Raw genomic sequence first — 16,009 nt, forward strand, 5'->3', positions numbered from 1 at the left:
ATGAAAACATTGTTAGAGGTAAAAGATTTACAAGTCTCCTTTGATACACATGCAGGTGAAGTACAAGCTGTACGCGGCGTTACTTTTGATTTGAAAAAAGGAGAAACATTGGCGATTGTAGGAGAATCTGGTTCAGGGAAATCAGTTACTTCTAAAGCGTTAATGGGATTAATTCCGAATCCTCCTGGACGCATTAAAAATGGTGAAATCGTATTTGAAGGTCGTGACTTAACGAAATTAACAGAAAAAGAAATGCAGCAAGTACGCGGTAAAGATATCGCGATGATTTTCCAAGATCCAATGACATCATTAAACCCAACGATGACAATTGGAAATCAAATTATGGAAGGTCTAATTAAACACCAAGGGATGAGTAAAGCAGATGCACGTAAAGTTGCTTTAGAATTAATTGACCTTGTAGGTATTCCAAATCCAGAAGCTCGTTTAAAACAATATCCTCACCAATTCTCAGGTGGTATGAGACAGCGTGTAGTTATTGCGATGGCGTTAGCTTGTAACCCGAAATTATTAATTGCCGATGAGCCGACAACAGCGCTAGACGTTACGATTCAGGCGCAAATTTTAGAACTTATGAAAGACATTCAGCAAAAAACAGAAGCAGCAATCATTTTCATTACGCATGACTTAGGTGTAGTAGCAAACGTTGCGGACCGAGTGGCAGTTATGTACGCTGGTAAAGTTGTTGAAATTGGAACTGTAGATGAAATTTTCTACAATCCGAAACATCCATATACTTGGGGTTTAATCGCATCTATGCCAAGTTTAGATGGTTCAGAAGAAGAGTTATATGCAATCCCTGGAACGCCTCCAGATTTATTGAAGCCGCCAAAGGGAGATGCTTTTGCACCACGTAACCCACAGGCACTGAAAATTGATTTTGAAATGGACCCACCTTTATTTAAAGTAAGTGATACGCACTATGCGGCAACTTGGTTACTTCACGAGCAAGCTCCAGAAGTAAAACCGCCAGCAGTCGTTGAAAAACGCATTCTTCAAATGAAAGCAGGTGAACAACATGACTAAACAACGTGAGAAATTAATTGAAGTAAAAAATGTAAAGCAGCACTTCGACGTGAGTGGTGGTGTTGTCAAAGCGGTTAATGATATTTCATTTGATATTTACCGCGGAGAAACATTTGGTCTTGTAGGAGAATCAGGTTGTGGTAAATCGACAACTGGAAGAACGATTATTCGTTTATATGATGCAACTGCTGGTGAAGTATTGTTCGATGGTGAAAACGTACATGGTAAGAAATCACGCGCAGAACTGAAGAAATTCAACCGTAAAATGCAAATGATTTTCCAAGATCCATACGCATCATTAAATCCTCGTATGACAGTAGGGGATATTATCGCAGAAGGTATTGATATTCACGGATTAGCGAAAAGTAAAAAAGAGCGCATGGACCGTGTTCATGAACTATTAAACACAGTTGGTTTAAATAAAGAGCACGCAAACCGTTTCCCACACGAATTCTCAGGTGGACAACGTCAGCGTATCGGTATCGCTCGAGCGCTTGCTGTAGACCCAGAATTTATCATTGCCGATGAGCCGATCTCAGCACTTGACGTATCGATTCAGGCGCAAGTTGTAAACTTACTGAAAAAGTTACAAAAAGAAAAAGGTTTAACATACTTATTCATCGCCCATGATTTATCAATGGTAAAATACATTAGTGATCGTATTGGTGTAATGTACCGTGGCCAAATCGTTGAGTTAACAACAAGTGATGAATTATATGCGAATCCAATTCATCCATATACGAAATCACTATTATCAGCGATTCCACTTCCAGATCCAGATTATGAGCGCAATCGTAAACGTATCGTATATGATCCATCACAACATAATTATGGTAGTGAAGCACCAACAATGCGTGAAATTCGCCCGGGACATTTCGTACTATGTTCGGAAGCGGAGTACAAGAAATATAAAGAGATTTATCAATAAGAAAAAGAGCCATTCTTCTGTTATGGAAGGATGGCTCTTTTTCTACTATATAAAAGAATTGTATACATTTGTCGGTCAGTCGATATATTTAAAGAATCGCCGATATAAATCTCATGTATCATTAGTGATATCCATATGCAAAATTACTGAACTTGAACAGAAACATTCTCCTCTTGTTCTTCAGGTTTAACAAGTGCATAACGCTCCCACGCTCTACTTTTCCAGCGGAAGAACATAATAATGGCACGTGTCCATTCGTCGATGGCGATTGCTAGCCAAATACCAACGAGCCCCATATCTAAATGAAAGGCGAAAAAGTAACCTAGTGGTAAACTCATTAACACCATAGAGAATGCACCGATTAAAACAGGATATTTTGCATCACCAGCTGCACGAAGCGAATTAATGATGACGATATTCATCGTACGTCCCGTTTCAAGTAGTACACTTAGTAAAAGAACACTTGCGCCTAACCCGATAATGTACGGATTATCTGTAAACAGTCCCATTAATTGTGTACGGAATGTAATAACGAGAGCGACCATACATAAAGTTACACCAATCGCCCATTTTACACTTTTCCACAAGCGTTCGTATGCTTCATCTTTTTCGCCACCACCAACGAGGCGGCCAATAATAATGGCTGTTCCCATACCAATTGCAATAGCGAATAAATAAGTGAACATAGAAATGTTCGTAGCGTATTGTCTAGCCGCTAACGATTCCGTTCCTAAATATGTTGCATAGTATAAGAAGACAATTTGACAAGCTTGATACATAACTTGCTCAAAAGCAGATGGAATCCCGATTTTTAAAATTTTCCCGATATATTCTTTTGATAAGGTGAAATAATATTGTAATTTTACACGATATTCCATAACGCGGTATAGTAACCAGAAGAAAACAATAAGCGCTATAAGTCGGCTGACAGCAGAAGAAATGGCAGCCCCTTGTACACCGAGCTCAGGGAAACCAAATTTCCCGAAAATGAGTACATAGTTTCCAGCGATATGAATCATATTCATTCCGAGTGAAATAAACATCGCTTGCTTTGTGAAACCGTGTACACGGATAATTGCGGCTAATGAGTTAATAATAGCTTGTAGGAAGATGGCTCCTCCGACGATAGATAAGTAGTTTTGCGCATACGTTAGTACATCGCCTTGTAAGTTCATTGCGAGCATCATATGTTTCGAAAATAAAAGAAAACCAGCGCTTATAACGAGCCCAACTATTAAATTTAATGTGACGGCTAATGCTGATATTTTAGATGCTTCCATAAAGCGTTTGGAACCGAGGTATTGAGATACGACGATAGCTGCGCCGTTCCCGATGACTTCTAGTACCAAAATAGCGATATGGAGGTATTGATTCGCTGCACCAACCCCAGATACAGCATCGTCTGATAATGCACTTAACATGAAAGTATCAGCGATCCCCATTAACATAAAAAGAAAAACTTCTAGAAAAATAGGCCATGTTAATAAGAATAAACTTAATTTCTCAGTAGGCCCGTTTTTTGCCTGAATTGCTGCCATGTCCGTCCCCTCTTTACCGATATCTATTTTTAGCAAAATGTATCGTAACATACTTTCTTAACCTTTGCACTCATTTTAGCCTACATATTTTTATTATGAAGAGAGTGCTATTTTATGATAAAAACAAAAGGATAATTATACATAAAGTATTATGAGATATAAAATTCATTTTTCTCTGATAATTTAGAAAAGTATAAAAAAATATTGTTTTTAACACTTTAGTAAGAATAATCAGCAATATGAAACGTTTACAAAGATTTATTTTTTAACAGGAAATTTTAATGAAATAGAAATATAAATATACAAAAAATATATTTGTGTGTATAATATGAATTATTAGAACATATATATATTTCTTTCTGTTTGAAAATGAAAGGGCTAACATTTTTATGGAGGGTGGAAGTATGAAAAAAAAGATGCCAGTTTTTGTAGTATCAACAGTAGCAATGAGCATGATGTTAGGGGCATGTAGCTACCAAAAAGATGAACCGCAAGCGAACGCAAAAGGGGATAGCGGGAAAAGCGGTGCGAAGCAAGTTATTAACTTAATTGAAACGCAAGAAATTCCAACGATGGATCCAGCGTTATCAGCTGATGCAGTTTCTTCAAGAGTAATGGGTAATACGATGGAAGGCTTATACAGTTTAGGAAAAGATGATAAGCTAGTTCCTGGTGTAGCGAAGGAATTCCAAAAATCAGAAGATGGTAAAAAATATACATTTAAATTACGTGAAGACGCAAAATGGTCAAATGGTGATCCTGTGACGGCAAAAGATTTCGTATACGCATGGCAAAGAGCGATTAACCCAGATACAGCTGCGAAATCAGCGTACATTATGTATGATATAAAAAATGCAGAGAAAATTAATAAAAAAGAGATGAGTCCGGATCAATTAGGGGTAAAGGCGATTGATGATTATACATTAGAAGTGGAATTAGATAATTCAATTCCATACCTTGTAGATTTAATGGTATATCCAATCTTCTATCCTGTGAATGAAAAGTTTGTGAAAGAGCAAGGTACGAAGTTTGGTTTGGAAGCGAATACAACGCTTTATAACGGACCATTTACATTAAGTGATTGGCAACATGAACGTAGCTTTAAAATGACAAAGAGCGCGTCATATTGGGACAATAAAGAAGTGAAGATTGAAGAAGTAAACTTTAATATTGTAAAAGATACATCTACGCCAATTAACTTATATGAAACAAATGCAATTGATCGAGCGTCGTTATTAGCGGAGTTTATTGATAAATATAAAGGAAAACCAGATTTCCAAACAGTAGAAGATACATCTGTATTCTTCCTTCGTTTAAATCAAAAAGATCCAGCTTTAGCAAATAAAAATATTCGTAAAGCAATTTCACTTGCTTTTGACCGTAAGCCATTCGTGGATACATTATTAAATAACGGTTCTAAGCCAGCAACAGGATTAATTCCTGATAACTTCATTAAAGGACCAGATAAAAAAGATTTCCGTGCTGTAAACGGGGATATTGTAAAACCAAACGTGAAAGAAGCGAAGAAATATTGGGAAGCTGGTAAAAAAGAACTTGGTAAAAATGAAATCGAATTAGAATTATTAAATGAAGATGTAGAGTTATCAAAGAAAACTGGTGAATATTTAAAAGGTGAATTAGAAAAGAATTTACCAGGTTTAACAGTAAAAATTAAACAACAACCATTCGCACAAAAACTAAAATTAGAAGATGCGGGCGATTATGTCATGTCATTCTCTGGATGGAGTGCGGACTTCCCAGATCCAATTACATATCTTGATATGTTTGTAACAGATGGGTCACAAAATAAGATGAAGTACTCTAATCCAAAATACGATGAAATCATTATGAAGGCGAAAAAAGATGGAAGCGATGTAAATGCTCGTTGGAAGAACTTATTAGAAGCAGAAAAAATGTTACTTGATGATGCTGCGATCGTTCCAGTATATCAACGTGGTAGAGCATATTTACAAAGAGATTCAATTAAAAATATGTATAACCATAAATATGGCGGCGATTTAAGCTTTAAATGGGCGTCAGTAGAGAAGTAAGAAAAAAAGCAGGTGATCGCCTGCTTTTTTTTAATACGTTCGTTTCTTATAAATGCCTTTTCCGCCAACTTGGTTCCAGCCAGATTGTACATCCAAACTTTTGTTAACAAACTTCATTTTTTCTTTTCCACCAAAGAGCTTTTCGCCGATGCTATTTGTAATGACACCAATCAATGCTGTTATTCCGATGATGAGGGCAGCAACCGTAATAAAATCAATAAAAAAAGCAATCATTTGAAAACTCCCCCTTTGCCTGTCTGTATGTTTATTGTATGAGATAAAAAATGAAAAAGAAAGAAATGTCAGAAAAATATTTAATTTACTTTAGAAATCGTGTAGACAGGAGGGAGGATATTTGTTAAAATAAGAACAAATGTTCCTTTTTATTCTCATTTGTATAGTCTTACATTTCTTAATTGATTTATCAAGAAAAAGTAAGAAAACGTTCTCTTTTTCATAGGGAAGATTATAGATAAATAACTATATATTATATGAAAAATCTATGAGAAGTGAGTAGTAAAAGGATTGAAAGTTATTGTTAAAGTACAGCTGAAGTGAGCGTAATCATGTTACATAGCAGTGAAATACACGGAAGAGTTTTCTCAACTAGCAGGAAATTTACTGTATATTTCTTGCAAAATCTATTGTATAATGATTATAGAAGTTACTTATTAAAAGTAATTGTTGTTTATTATAAGTTGTTGCTTACATGAAATGCGATTTTTGTACTTTTCAATAAGACAAGTTATCGCGAAAAATTGCTGAAGTTAGAAATTAAAACTGTATTTAGTACAGAATTTGTACTCTTTAAGGAGAGTGAGCTTTGTATGGTAACATTATATAGTTCTCCAAGCTGTACGTCTTGTAGAAAGGCGAAATTATGGCTAGAGGAAAATCATATTCCCTATACAGAACGTAATATCTTCTCAGATCCATTAACGATTGAGGAAATTAAAGAGATTTTACGTATGACAGAAAGCGGAACGGATGAGATTATTTCTACTCGTTCGAAAGTTTTCCAAGAATTGAATGTAAACTTAGAGTCTTTACCACTTCAAGATTTATATAAGATGATTCGTGACTATCCAGGGATTTTACGTCGTCCAATTATGATTGACGAGAAACGCCTTCAAGTTGGTTACAACGAAGACGAAATTCGTCGTTTCTTACCACGTACAGTAAGAACGTTCCAATTACGTGAAGCACAACGTCTTGTAAATTAATTATAATAATATGAAAACCTTCTACCTATTATATAGTAGAAGGTTTTTTTTAATGTTTCACATTGCGTAATCGAACTTGTTGTACGATAAAGCCGATGCATAAAATAGTGAAAATGAACAAATAAGGAATGCTTGTAGTGAAACTTGGATTGTTATGAAAAAAGGTTGCAAGTCTGTCTTCATGTGTAACCATTTTTCCTGCAGTATAGGCAAGAATCGCTGCACCGCAATAAATGAGGAATGGAAATCGTTCCATAAGTATTAAAATAAGTTTGCTGCCCCAAATAATAATCGGGATAGAAATGAGTAAGCCGATTATGACGAGTAAAAATCTCCCGTGAGCTGCACCTGCAATGGCAATAACATTATCAAACCCCATAACGAGATCCGCGAAAACAATTGTCCGCACAGCTTGAAATAAAGTTGTTTTTCCTTGAATAGAAGAAAGATCGTTGCTATTATCGGTTAATAAATTGACTGCAATTAATGTAAGTAAAACCCCGCCAATCAATTGTAGAAATGGAATGTCGAGTAAATAGACAGCTAGTATAGTAAGGATGATTCTTAGTACAATCGCTAAAAGAGTACCGATCAAAATAGCCTTATTTCGTTTCGATTCAGGTAAATTTCGGCTAGCTAGTGCGATGACGATTGCATTGTCACCACCTAATACAACATCGATACCGACAATCATTAGTACGGATGTTAAAAACTCTAAGTCCATTCGTCTGCCTCCATTTATGATGTTTTAATAAGCGAACTATATGTATGTGATGAAGAAAGTTGTTGTTAAATAATCTCTTCTAATAGAAGTTTCACTTTATTACAGTGTACGGGGGAATGTGGAAATGTATGTCCAAATTTTTTGTAAGTAAGAAATCGCTATAATAATATATTTATGTAGTTTATCGAGTAAAGATAGGCATATAACTATTTTTGTAAAATAAATCGATTTTATTTCCATTCTGGAGAATCTTATCATAAAATGAGAGTACAAGAATCTATTGATTTGTCATATGAGTGGGGAATCCCTTCATAACAATTCTAAGCAGGAAGGGAGAGTTGTATTTTGGATATTGAAAGAATTAATGATCATACGATGAAATTTTTTATTACGTACATTGATATAGAGGATAGAGGATTTAATCGTGAAGAAATTTGGTATGATCGCGAACGAAGTGAAGAGCTCTTTTGGGAGATGATGGACGAAGCTCGTGATCATGACGATTTCTTTATTGATGGACCGTTATGGATTCAAGTGCAAGCAGTCGATAAAGGGATTGAAGTACTTGTCACGAAAGCAGAGCTTTCAAAGGACGGACAAAAGCTGGAACTACCGATAGGGGTAGACAAAATTATAGATATTCCTCTAGATGAAGGCATCGAATCATTATTCCAACAAGAATTAGTCGAAGAGGTAGAAGAACAAACAGGAACAAACTTTAATGAAGATGGTACGTTTGGCTTTTTAATTAAATTTAATGATTTTGAAGATGTCATTTCATTAAGTCATCGTCTTATCTTTGAAGATATAAAAGATGAGCTGTATTCATTTGAGGACCGCTATTATGTATATGTGGAATTCGATGAAGTGCTACATGATGAAGAAGAAATCGATCGTATTTTAAGTATTATTTTAGAATATGGAGAAGAATCAACTTTAACAATTCATCGTGTAAGTGAGTATGGAAAACAAATTGTGAAAGAGCATGCGCTTGAAACGATTCGCAATAATTTTCCTGCTAAAACGTAGGCCGATTTCTGTAGTATGAAATCGGCTTTTTATATGAAGAATAGGAAAGCTTTCTTAGTTAGGAGGTAAGAGATGAAAAATACGTTAAAGCTGATTTTCTTTATACTGCTATTGTTCGCATTATTTGTTTCGTTACGTATGTTTATTGATGTAGCATTTTATTCAGATGTGATTGGGATAAAAGATGTTTCGATTTTAGGTATTATTAGTATTTTATTTACAGTATCTGCGTTTTTAATTGGTTGCGTTATTTTCTTAGAAAATCGACATCCATCTAAAACACTTACATGGTTAATTGTTTTAGGAATTTTTCCGGTATTTGGTTTCTTTGCTTATTTATTATTCGGACAAAATTTTCGAAGAAAAAGAATGTTCCAAAAGAAGGCGTTACTTGATGAACAGGCGTTTTTACAATATAAAGGGCATGAAGATTACGAAGAACGAATTTTACGCAATCATAAGCATCAAGAACTGTTATTTCGTTTAGCGGATCGATTAGGAGCTTTAAATATTTCATTTCAAACTGAAACGAGGACATTAACAAATGGAGATGAAACGTTTCGGGCTATTTTAAATGGGTTAAAACGAGCGAAACATCACATTCATATGGAATATTACATTGTGCGTGATGATAAATTAGGAACAGAAATTAAAGATATTTTAATACAAAAATCGAAAGAAGGCGTTGTTGTTCGCTTTTTATATGATGCGGTTGGAAGTTTTAAGTTATCGAAATCGTATATTGAAGAATTAAACGATGCAGGTGTAGAAATGATTCCATTCTTTCCTGTGCGCTTTCCGATTTTAAACGATAAGATTAATTATCGAAATCATAGGAAAATTGTTGTGATTGATGGGAACGAAGGATTTGTAGGCGGATTAAATATCGGTGATGAGTATTTAGGGAAAAATAAATATTTTGGCTTTTGGCGAGATACGCATTTGTATTTACGTGGTGAAGCGGTTCAAAGTTTACAACTTATTTTCCTTCAAGACTGGTTTTATATGACTGGAGAGGCTGTGCTAGCCCCTGAATATTTACAAGCAAAAGCAGTTGAGGGTGATCATTGGGGAGGAGTGCAGCTAGTTGCAGGTGGCCCCGATAATAAGTGGGAAACGATTAAGCATTTATATTTCGCAATGATCGCTTCTGCTCGGAAATCTATTTGGATTGCAACGCCGTATTTTATTCCGGATGATGATATTTTATCCGCATTAAAGGTTGCTGCACTTGCTGGTATTGATGTTCGTTTATTAATGCCGAGTAAACCTGATAAGCGCACTGTCTTTTACGCATCGAGATCGTACTTCCCAGAGCTTTTAGACGCAGGAGTAAAGATATATGAATACGAAAAAGGTTTTCTTCATAGTAAAATTGTCATCGTTGATTCTGATTTAGCTTCAATTGGGACAGCTAATATGGATATGAGAAGTTTTCATTTGAATTTTGAAGTAAATGCCTTTTTATATGATACAGATAGCATTAAAAGACTTGTTCAAGACTTTAAAGACGATTTAGAAGAATCCAGTGAAATTCACGTCGATCGTTTTCATAAAAGGCGTCTGCATAGACGAATTGTTGAATCAACGTACCGGTTATTATCGCCATTATTATAAAAAGAGATGTCCGAAATTGGGACATCTCTTTTTTAAAAGGAATTTGTAATAAATTGTAGAATATAAGGAGCTGAAAGGGTGTGATTCCGATATTTATAGCTAAAAGAGAAAACGGAGAAAAAATTCATTTACTCTATAATTGTAATGAAGAGCTTTTGCGCCGTATGCGCCAACAGGAACGATTCTTTTGTGTAGCTTGCGGAAAGGAAGTGCAAATGAAATTAGGGAAACAAAAAAGTTGGCATTTTGCTCATAAAAAAGTGGATTCATGTCTTGCCTTTTATGAAGCGGAATCAAAGTATCATATGCATGGCAAAGAATTGTTATATAGATGGTTCAAACGTCAAAACTTTCAGGTGGATATAGAGTACTACCTCCCAGAAATTAAGCAGCGACCAGATGTTTTTGTAGAGAGGGCGGGTAGAAAAATTGCAATTGAATACCAGTGTGCAAACCTCGCTATAGAGCAGCTGTACAAAAGAACATATTCGTATTGGCAAGCTGGTATACAGGTCATTTGGATCGTTGGTGGAAATCAATTGAAAAAGCAATCTGCATATTGGATGAAATTTTCCTCACTTATGGCTTTCTCCTTACAATCTTATCCTCAGCCACTTCTTATTTTCTTCTGTCCGAAACAAAAATCATTTATGAAATGTGCATTTGTCACTCCCTTTTCTACAAATGTTTTTTTCTCACATACTATATATTTACCAACTGATGCGACTACTTTTGAAATGCTTTTTTCTCCTGTTCCTTTCGGGAAAGAAAGATTGGGTGAAGAGTGGAAGAAGAGAAAGAAAAACTTTCGCCAAAATGCCTTACCGATTTGGAATTATAATTATAAGTCATTATTACGCCTCTTATATCAATTTAAATGTACCCCAGCGAGCTTTCCTTCTGAAATTGGTGTTCCACTCCCTTCTGGATTTGCTTTTCAAACAAACCCATTTATATGGCAAGCTTTTCTATATATGAAGTGTATAGGAGAGCTTGCAGTGGGAGAGTGTATTTCTCTTCAATACGTGTGTAGTTATGTAAAAAGGTATACGAAAAGGCGGATACTTCCGTACTTTTCGCAGCACATATGGAAAATGGCAGTTACTGAATATATGACATTTTTATGCTATATAGGTGTTTTACGTAAAGTGGGAACTTATACGTACCGAAAAATAAGGGATGCCGTGATGTTAAAAACAGAGGAGGAAATTATGAAACATGATGAGATTTGCTTAATACATGCGCTATCTTTATTTGAGGCAAATTTTAACATGAGAGGAGGAAAAGCGGATATAATAAAGAATGATTGTGAAGGAATTACATAAGAAAAAACGAATTGTACTTAAGTAGAGATATTTAAAGGAGGGCTTAAAGAATGTCTGAACAAAACAAAGCGAAAGCATTACCAGATCGCAACGAGATTGAAGAAGCAAGTACGTGGCGATTAGAAGATATTTTCCAAACGGATGCAGAATGGGAAAAAGAATTCCAAGCTATTAAAGAGCTATTACCGAAGTTAACTGAATTTAAAGGGAAACTTGGTGACTCTGCGGACAATTTACTTGAGGCATTGCAATATGAAGATGAAATATCAATGCGATTAGGTAAGTTATATACATATGCTCATATGCGTTACGATCAAGATACAACAAACTCTGTATATCAAGCATTAAATGATCGTGCAACAAATTTATATTCACAAGTATCTAGTAGCACAGCGTATATTGTGCCTGAAATTTTATCGATTTCAGAAGGTACATTGCAAACATTCTTGAAGGAAAATAGAGATTTAAGTGTATATGAACATGCATTAGAAGAAATTACACGTCAACGCCCGCACGTATTATCAGAAGCTGAGGAAGCTTTATTAGCGGAAGCATCTGAAGTAATGAGTTCATCAAGCAATACATTCGGTATGTTGAATAACGCGGATTTAAAATTCCCATCTATTAAAGGGGAAGACGGAGAAGAAATAGAAATTACACATGGCCGTTACATTCAGTTTTTAGAAAGTGATGATCCTCGTGTTCGCAAAGATGCATTTAAAGCTGTATATGAAACGTACGGAAAATTTAAAAACACATTCGCAAGTACGTTAAGCGGAGCAGTAAAACGTAATAATTTCAATGCGCGTGTTCGTAAATATGATTCTGCTCGCCAAGCTGCACTGAGCAATAATAATATTCCAGAAGCAGTATACGATCAACTCGTTGAAACAGTAAATGACAACTTACATTTATTACACCGTTACATCGATATTCGTAAGCGTGCACTAGGACTTGATGAGCTTCATATGTATGATTTATATACACCACTTGTACCAGAAGTGAAAATGAATGTGAAATACGAAGAAGCGCAAGACCTTTTATTAAAATCTTTAAACGTACTTGGTGATGAATATGTTGATATTTTGAAAGAGGCATATGAAAATCGCTGGGTAGATGTGTATGAGAATAAAGGAAAACGAAGCGGGGCATATTCATCTGGTGCATATGGAACAAATCCGTATATTTTAATGAACTGGCATGATAATGTAAATAATTTATTTACACTTGCTCATGAGTTTGGTCATTCGGTGCATAGTTACTATACAAGAAAAACACAACCGCACGTATATGGTGATTATTCCATCTTCGTAGCAGAAGTGGCATCTACTTGTAATGAAGCACTTCTAAATGATTATTTATTAAAAACGACAGAAGATAAGAAAGAGCGTCTATATTTATTAAATCATTATTTAGAAGGGTTCCGTGGTACTGTATTCCGTCAAACGATGTTTGCAGAGTTTGAACATATTATTCATAAGAAAGTACAAGAAGGACATGCTGTTACGCCAGACATGTTAACGGAAATTTACTATGATTTAAATAAGAAATATTTCGGTGACGCTTTAGTAATCGACGAAGAGATTGGTTTAGAATGGTCTCGTATCCCACACTTCTACTACAACTATTACGTATATCAATACGCAACAGGATTTAGTGCAGCGACAGCTCTATCTAAACAGATTTTAGAAGAAGGACAACCAGCAGTAGAACGTTATATTAACGAGTTCTTAAAAGCAGGAAGCTCTGATTATCCAATTGAAGTGCTGAAAAAAGCAGGAGTAGATATGGCATCTCCTGAACCAGTAAAAGAGGCACTACAAGTATTTGAAGAGAAATTAAATGAATTAGAAGCATTATTATTTGAAGAAAAGTAATGAAAAAAGACGAGGGATTGTATCCTCGTCTTTTTGTTGAATAGATTCAATGTCGATATTTGTCGGAGAGAAAGGTGAATTTCTTTGTTTTTCTAACTGAAAGGATAGTTTTACGACTGATTTTTAAAATTAAAACCCTTTGAATCGTTTTTTATAATTGAAATAAGAGAGAGTGATAACGATGATTCCGAATAAAAGAGGTAAGGCAATAATTTTAGGAAAAGCTTGTAGTAGAGAGAGGATGTACAAGAAAAAAGAAACGATGACAGCTAGAAAGAGAAGAGCAATATAAGATTTTTTCATAAATAAACCCCCTAAATGACCTTTTTTATAGCTTATTCAAAAATGAAAACGTTTAGAATGTGACAAAAGTGTGAAATTCGACAAAAGGGGTTGTCATCTGACGTCGAATCTTGTAATATAATAAGCGTGAACGAATTCACATACAAACATATACCCCTTTGTTTGAACGTGAAAATTTCTCCCATCCCCTTTAATATTTTTATAAGCCGTAAAGAAGAAGACCTGGTGTTTACACCAGGTCTTTTTCTTTTGCTATCCATTTCCAATAACGTTCGCATTTTACTTCTATCATTTGTACTTTTCGTTTCAGTTGTAATTTTTTTAGTTCGCGTTCAATTTCTTGTTGCGGACAATCATAAATAAATGCTACTTCTTTTGAAGATATAAATTGTGTTGCTTCTAGTAACACTTCTAAAGGTGGTAATGGTTCTGGCTCAATTTCACATTTTACAAGTTCTTTCAATAATTGTACGTATACATCGTAGGAATAATTTCCAGCGATTTTAATACCTTCTTCATCTGAGTTCGCATGAAAAAAGACGAGGGAAGGTATTTCTGTAATATGCATTTCATTCGTGAATTTCAAGTCACATTGGAAAGCTTTTTTTGCACTAGCAGAATGTAGATCTTTTTTAAATTCTTCTACATCAATATTGCTATCTTTCGCACATGCAAGTAATAGTTCGCAGTCAGGGTTTGATACATTTTCAAGGAAAATGTATTCTTGGAGTTTTCGCAAAAACTTCGAACCTGCTTTTCGGCCTTGCAACTCCGCTGCCTTAATTGCCATCGAAACTAAATATGGTGTTGACGATGCTTCTTGCATATGTACCTTTCCATCACATGAAAAACCTTGTAAACTGGTTGTCTTTTCCCACACAAATCGAATATTAGCAGGTTTATTCCATTTGTGTGAGGAAGCGTTCGTTCCATCCACTTTTCCTGTTACGATATGACGAATAGAGAAGTATTTCCCGTATTCAAGCCATAGTTTAATAATAAAAGGCTCAATTTCCCAGCAATCTTTACAAAGTGGATCAATAAATAAATATGCTTCTACAGACTTATGCTCGCATGCGGAAGGAGATGGCATATTTATATGCTTTGCTTCCTGCTTATCCATTACACTTCACCTGTTTCGTTTGGAGTATTAACCATATGCTGAGCGGTTAATGCTAAACGTTCAAAAACAAACTCTCTTATATGACCATGAACTCCAGTATCATCCATTGCTTGCTCCATACATGATAGCCAAGCTTCTGCTCGTTTTGGAGTAATCTCAAACGGAAGATGGCGTGCCCTTAACATAGGATGACCATGTTCTTCAGTGTACAAATTAGGACCACCTAAATATTGTGTTAAAAATTGCTTCTGCTTCCTAGCGGTTTCTGTTAAATCTTCCGGGAAGATGGGAGATAAGTCAGGGTGTTTACTGACATAGGAATAAAATGTATCTACTAATATTGCAATGCATTGTTCACCGCCAATTCCTTCAAATGGTGTCATCGGTTGCTTGCTCATCCTTTATAAACTCCTTTTTCCATGAAATGTATATCTATTGTAGCAATGGAATGTTCGAGAGGGCAAATAAACAGCTTTCTCAAAGATTCTTTGCTTATTCTACGGGTGTAAACTTTTTTAGTGAGATGTATCCACTAGTGAAACATATTCACTAGTGGAATTTTCACTTTAGCGTGCTTTTTTTTGTTTGGCAAGGAAAAAGCGTTTTACTTTGTTATTTGTATGGCGAACAGGTATGTTATGTTGCGTTAATAAATGAATAAATGCAGCTTTTCCTGTTTCTTCATCTTGCACTTCAAATTCAATTTCATAATCATCGTGATTGTAATAGAAACTATGATCAAAGACAAGCGTTCCGCCTTTAAATAATGTTTCTGCTCTTTCTGTTGTTAAACTACCCATATATGTTAAAGCAGAAACAGGAATTTGTAATTTGTGTAATTGATCTACTACTGCTCCTTGAATGATTGTGTTTGTTTCCATCATCATTTTTGCTTCGTCTTCTGTTACGACTTGATGCGTTTCTAATAAACCGATTTCTGCAGGTTGTTTCAACGTTAACGTATAAGTTTCTCCTTTATGACGAATACGAAGTGCAGAGCCAGCTTCTTTTAACGAGAAGTCAGGTGTTTCAAAGTAGTGATTCACTTGTTTTGTAAATGCTTCAATAGAAAACGATTTACATAATGTATCGAATTCTTCTTTTGTAACGATATTTTTGAATTCAATTTCAATTTCTTGTGTCATTGTATAATCTCCTTTTGAAAAATAATTCTTTACACATTATCGCTTTTTCATAAATTTGGTTCAATGTTTTATTTGTTTGCGT

15 protein-coding genes are annotated in these 16,009 nt (G+C 35.1%); 8 read left to right on the top strand and 7 right to left on the bottom strand.

All coding sequences use genetic code 11. The features are described 5' to 3' along the window. Together ACTL4X_RS06115 and ACTL4X_RS06120 are read left to right on the top strand one after the other, a co-directional pair. Positions 1 to 1,044, top strand: coding sequence for an ABC transporter ATP-binding protein (locus ACTL4X_RS06115; protein WP_000854346.1), 1,044 nt, complete (start codon positions 1 to 3; stop codon positions 1,042 to 1,044). Then, positions 1,037 to 1,972, top strand: coding sequence for an ABC transporter ATP-binding protein (locus tag ACTL4X_RS06120; protein WP_000166348.1), 936 nt, complete (start codon positions 1,037 to 1,039; stop codon positions 1,970 to 1,972). Before ACTL4X_RS06115 ends, ACTL4X_RS06120 begins: the two co-directional genes overlap by 8 nt. 143 nt (positions 1,973 to 2,115) lie before the next feature. Here the strand turns inward: ACTL4X_RS06120 and ACTL4X_RS06125 are convergent, their stop codons facing one another. Further along, complete coding sequence (locus ACTL4X_RS06125) at positions 2,116 to 3,561, bottom strand: MATE family efflux transporter (protein ID WP_002164600.1); 1,446 nt, start codon at positions 3,559 to 3,561, stop codon at positions 2,116 to 2,118. A gap of 353 nt (positions 3,562 to 3,914) precedes the next feature. Between ACTL4X_RS06125 and ACTL4X_RS06130 the strand changes: the two genes are divergently transcribed. Next, positions 3,915 to 5,561, top strand: a complete 1,647-nt coding sequence (locus ACTL4X_RS06130) for a peptide ABC transporter substrate-binding protein (RefSeq protein ID WP_000728609.1) — start codon at positions 3,915 to 3,917, stop codon at positions 5,559 to 5,561. A 30-nt stretch (positions 5,562 to 5,591) separates the two neighbouring features. Here ACTL4X_RS06130 and ACTL4X_RS06135 read toward each other — a convergent pair whose 3' ends face one another. Beyond that, a complete protein-coding gene (locus ACTL4X_RS06135; protein WP_000559971.1) occupies positions 5,592 to 5,795 on the bottom strand; it encodes a hypothetical protein in 204 nt (67 codons plus the stop codon). A gap of 593 nt (positions 5,796 to 6,388) precedes the next feature. On the opposite strand from ACTL4X_RS06135, the gene spx reads away from it, so the two are divergent. Further along, positions 6,389 to 6,784 (top strand): transcriptional regulator Spx, encoded by a 396-nt coding sequence (spx, locus tag ACTL4X_RS06140; RefSeq protein WP_000258267.1) that lies wholly within the window; start codon positions 6,389 to 6,391, stop codon positions 6,782 to 6,784. 49 nt (positions 6,785 to 6,833) lie between these two features. Here the strand turns inward: spx and ACTL4X_RS06145 are convergent, their stop codons facing one another. Then, a complete protein-coding gene (locus ACTL4X_RS06145; protein ID WP_000362607.1) occupies positions 6,834 to 7,508 on the bottom strand; it encodes a TerC family protein in 675 nt (224 codons plus the stop codon). A 345-nt stretch (positions 7,509 to 7,853) separates the two neighbouring features. On the opposite strand from ACTL4X_RS06145, the gene mecA reads away from it, so the two are divergent. From mecA to pepF, 4 genes are all read left to right on the top strand, one after another. Continuing rightward, on the top strand, positions 7,854 to 8,537 hold the full coding sequence (mecA, locus tag ACTL4X_RS06150) for an adaptor protein MecA (protein ID WP_000350713.1): 684 nt from the start codon (positions 7,854 to 7,856) through the stop codon (positions 8,535 to 8,537). A gap of 72 nt (positions 8,538 to 8,609) precedes the next feature. After that, entirely contained in the window at positions 8,610 to 10,154 is a 1,545-nt protein-coding gene (locus tag ACTL4X_RS06155; RefSeq protein ID WP_086401879.1) for a cardiolipin synthase, read from the top strand. An 80-nt stretch (positions 10,155 to 10,234) separates the two neighbouring features. After that, entirely contained in the window at positions 10,235 to 11,479 is a 1,245-nt protein-coding gene (locus tag ACTL4X_RS06160; protein ID WP_086401878.1) for a competence protein CoiA, read from the top strand. Positions 11,480 to 11,529: 50 nt separating this feature from the next. Then, on the top strand, positions 11,530 to 13,356 hold the full coding sequence (gene pepF, locus ACTL4X_RS06165; RefSeq protein ID WP_017656431.1) for an oligoendopeptidase F: 1,827 nt from the start codon (positions 11,530 to 11,532) through the stop codon (positions 13,354 to 13,356). 129 nt (positions 13,357 to 13,485) lie between these two features. On the opposite strand, the gene ACTL4X_RS06170 is transcribed toward pepF, so the two are convergent. The 4 genes from ACTL4X_RS06170 to ACTL4X_RS06185 all read right to left on the bottom strand — a co-directional run bounded on the left by ACTL4X_RS06170 (position 13,486) and on the right by ACTL4X_RS06185 (position 15,927). Further along, positions 13,486 to 13,659 carry a hypothetical protein gene (locus tag ACTL4X_RS06170; RefSeq protein ID WP_000750355.1) on the bottom strand — a complete coding sequence of 58 codons (174 nt, stop codon included), beginning with the start codon at positions 13,657 to 13,659 and terminating at the stop codon, positions 13,486 to 13,488. A 229-nt stretch (positions 13,660 to 13,888) separates the two neighbouring features. After that, positions 13,889 to 14,782 (bottom strand): ClpXP adapter SpxH family protein, encoded by an 894-nt coding sequence (locus ACTL4X_RS06175; protein ID WP_000360645.1) that lies wholly within the window; start codon positions 14,780 to 14,782, stop codon positions 13,889 to 13,891. Further along, the gene (locus ACTL4X_RS06180; protein ID WP_000043390.1) at positions 14,782 to 15,180 is read right to left on the bottom strand and encodes a globin domain-containing protein; all 399 of its coding nucleotides are present in this window, start codon (positions 15,178 to 15,180) and stop codon (positions 14,782 to 14,784) included. The genes ACTL4X_RS06175 and ACTL4X_RS06180 overlap by 1 nt, the downstream gene beginning before the upstream one ends. A gap of 168 nt (positions 15,181 to 15,348) precedes the next feature. After that, complete coding sequence (locus tag ACTL4X_RS06185) at positions 15,349 to 15,927, bottom strand: CYTH domain-containing protein (protein WP_000191121.1); 579 nt, start codon at positions 15,925 to 15,927, stop codon at positions 15,349 to 15,351. Positions 15,928 to 16,009 lie beyond the last annotated feature (82 nt).

The organism is Bacillus sp. RE35, assembly GCF_052146655.1.
GTDB classification, from domain to species: Bacteria; Bacillota; Bacilli; order Bacillales; family Bacillaceae_G; genus Bacillus_A; species Bacillus_A cereus.

What these genes read in the sequence shown, in the direction of transcription:
- ACTL4X_RS06135 (WP_000559971.1), bottom strand. Translation starts at nt 5,795, where the DNA reads ATGATTGCTTTTTTTATTGATTTTATTACGGTTGCTGCCCTCATCATC.
- ACTL4X_RS06175 (WP_000360645.1), bottom strand. Translation starts at nt 14,782, where the DNA reads ATGGATAAGCAGGAAGCAAAGCATATAAATATGCCATCTCCTTCCGCA.
- ACTL4X_RS06145 (WP_000362607.1), bottom strand. Translation starts at nt 7,508, where the DNA reads ATGGACTTAGAGTTTTTAACATCCGTACTAATGATTGTCGGTATCGAT.
- ACTL4X_RS06130 (WP_000728609.1), top strand. Translation starts at nt 3,915, where the DNA reads ATGAAAAAAAAGATGCCAGTTTTTGTAGTATCAACAGTAGCAATGAGC.
- ACTL4X_RS06155 (WP_086401879.1), top strand. Translation starts at nt 8,610, where the DNA reads ATGAAAAATACGTTAAAGCTGATTTTCTTTATACTGCTATTGTTCGCA.
- ACTL4X_RS06180 (WP_000043390.1), bottom strand. Translation starts at nt 15,180, where the DNA reads ATGAGCAAGCAACCGATGACACCATTTGAAGGAATTGGCGGTGAACAA.
- ACTL4X_RS06120 (WP_000166348.1), top strand. Translation starts at nt 1,037, where the DNA reads ATGACTAAACAACGTGAGAAATTAATTGAAGTAAAAAATGTAAAGCAG.
- ACTL4X_RS06115 (WP_000854346.1), top strand. Translation starts at nt 1, where the DNA reads ATGAAAACATTGTTAGAGGTAAAAGATTTACAAGTCTCCTTTGATACA.
- spx (WP_000258267.1), top strand. Translation starts at nt 6,389, where the DNA reads ATGGTAACATTATATAGTTCTCCAAGCTGTACGTCTTGTAGAAAGGCG.
- pepF (WP_017656431.1), top strand. Translation starts at nt 11,530, where the DNA reads ATGTCTGAACAAAACAAAGCGAAAGCATTACCAGATCGCAACGAGATT.
- ACTL4X_RS06185 (WP_000191121.1), bottom strand. Translation starts at nt 15,927, where the DNA reads ATGACACAAGAAATTGAAATTGAATTCAAAAATATCGTTACAAAAGAA.
- ACTL4X_RS06170 (WP_000750355.1), bottom strand. Translation starts at nt 13,659, where the DNA reads ATGAAAAAATCTTATATTGCTCTTCTCTTTCTAGCTGTCATCGTTTCT.
- ACTL4X_RS06125 (WP_002164600.1), bottom strand. Translation starts at nt 3,561, where the DNA reads ATGTTACGATACATTTTGCTAAAAATAGATATCGGTAAAGAGGGGACG.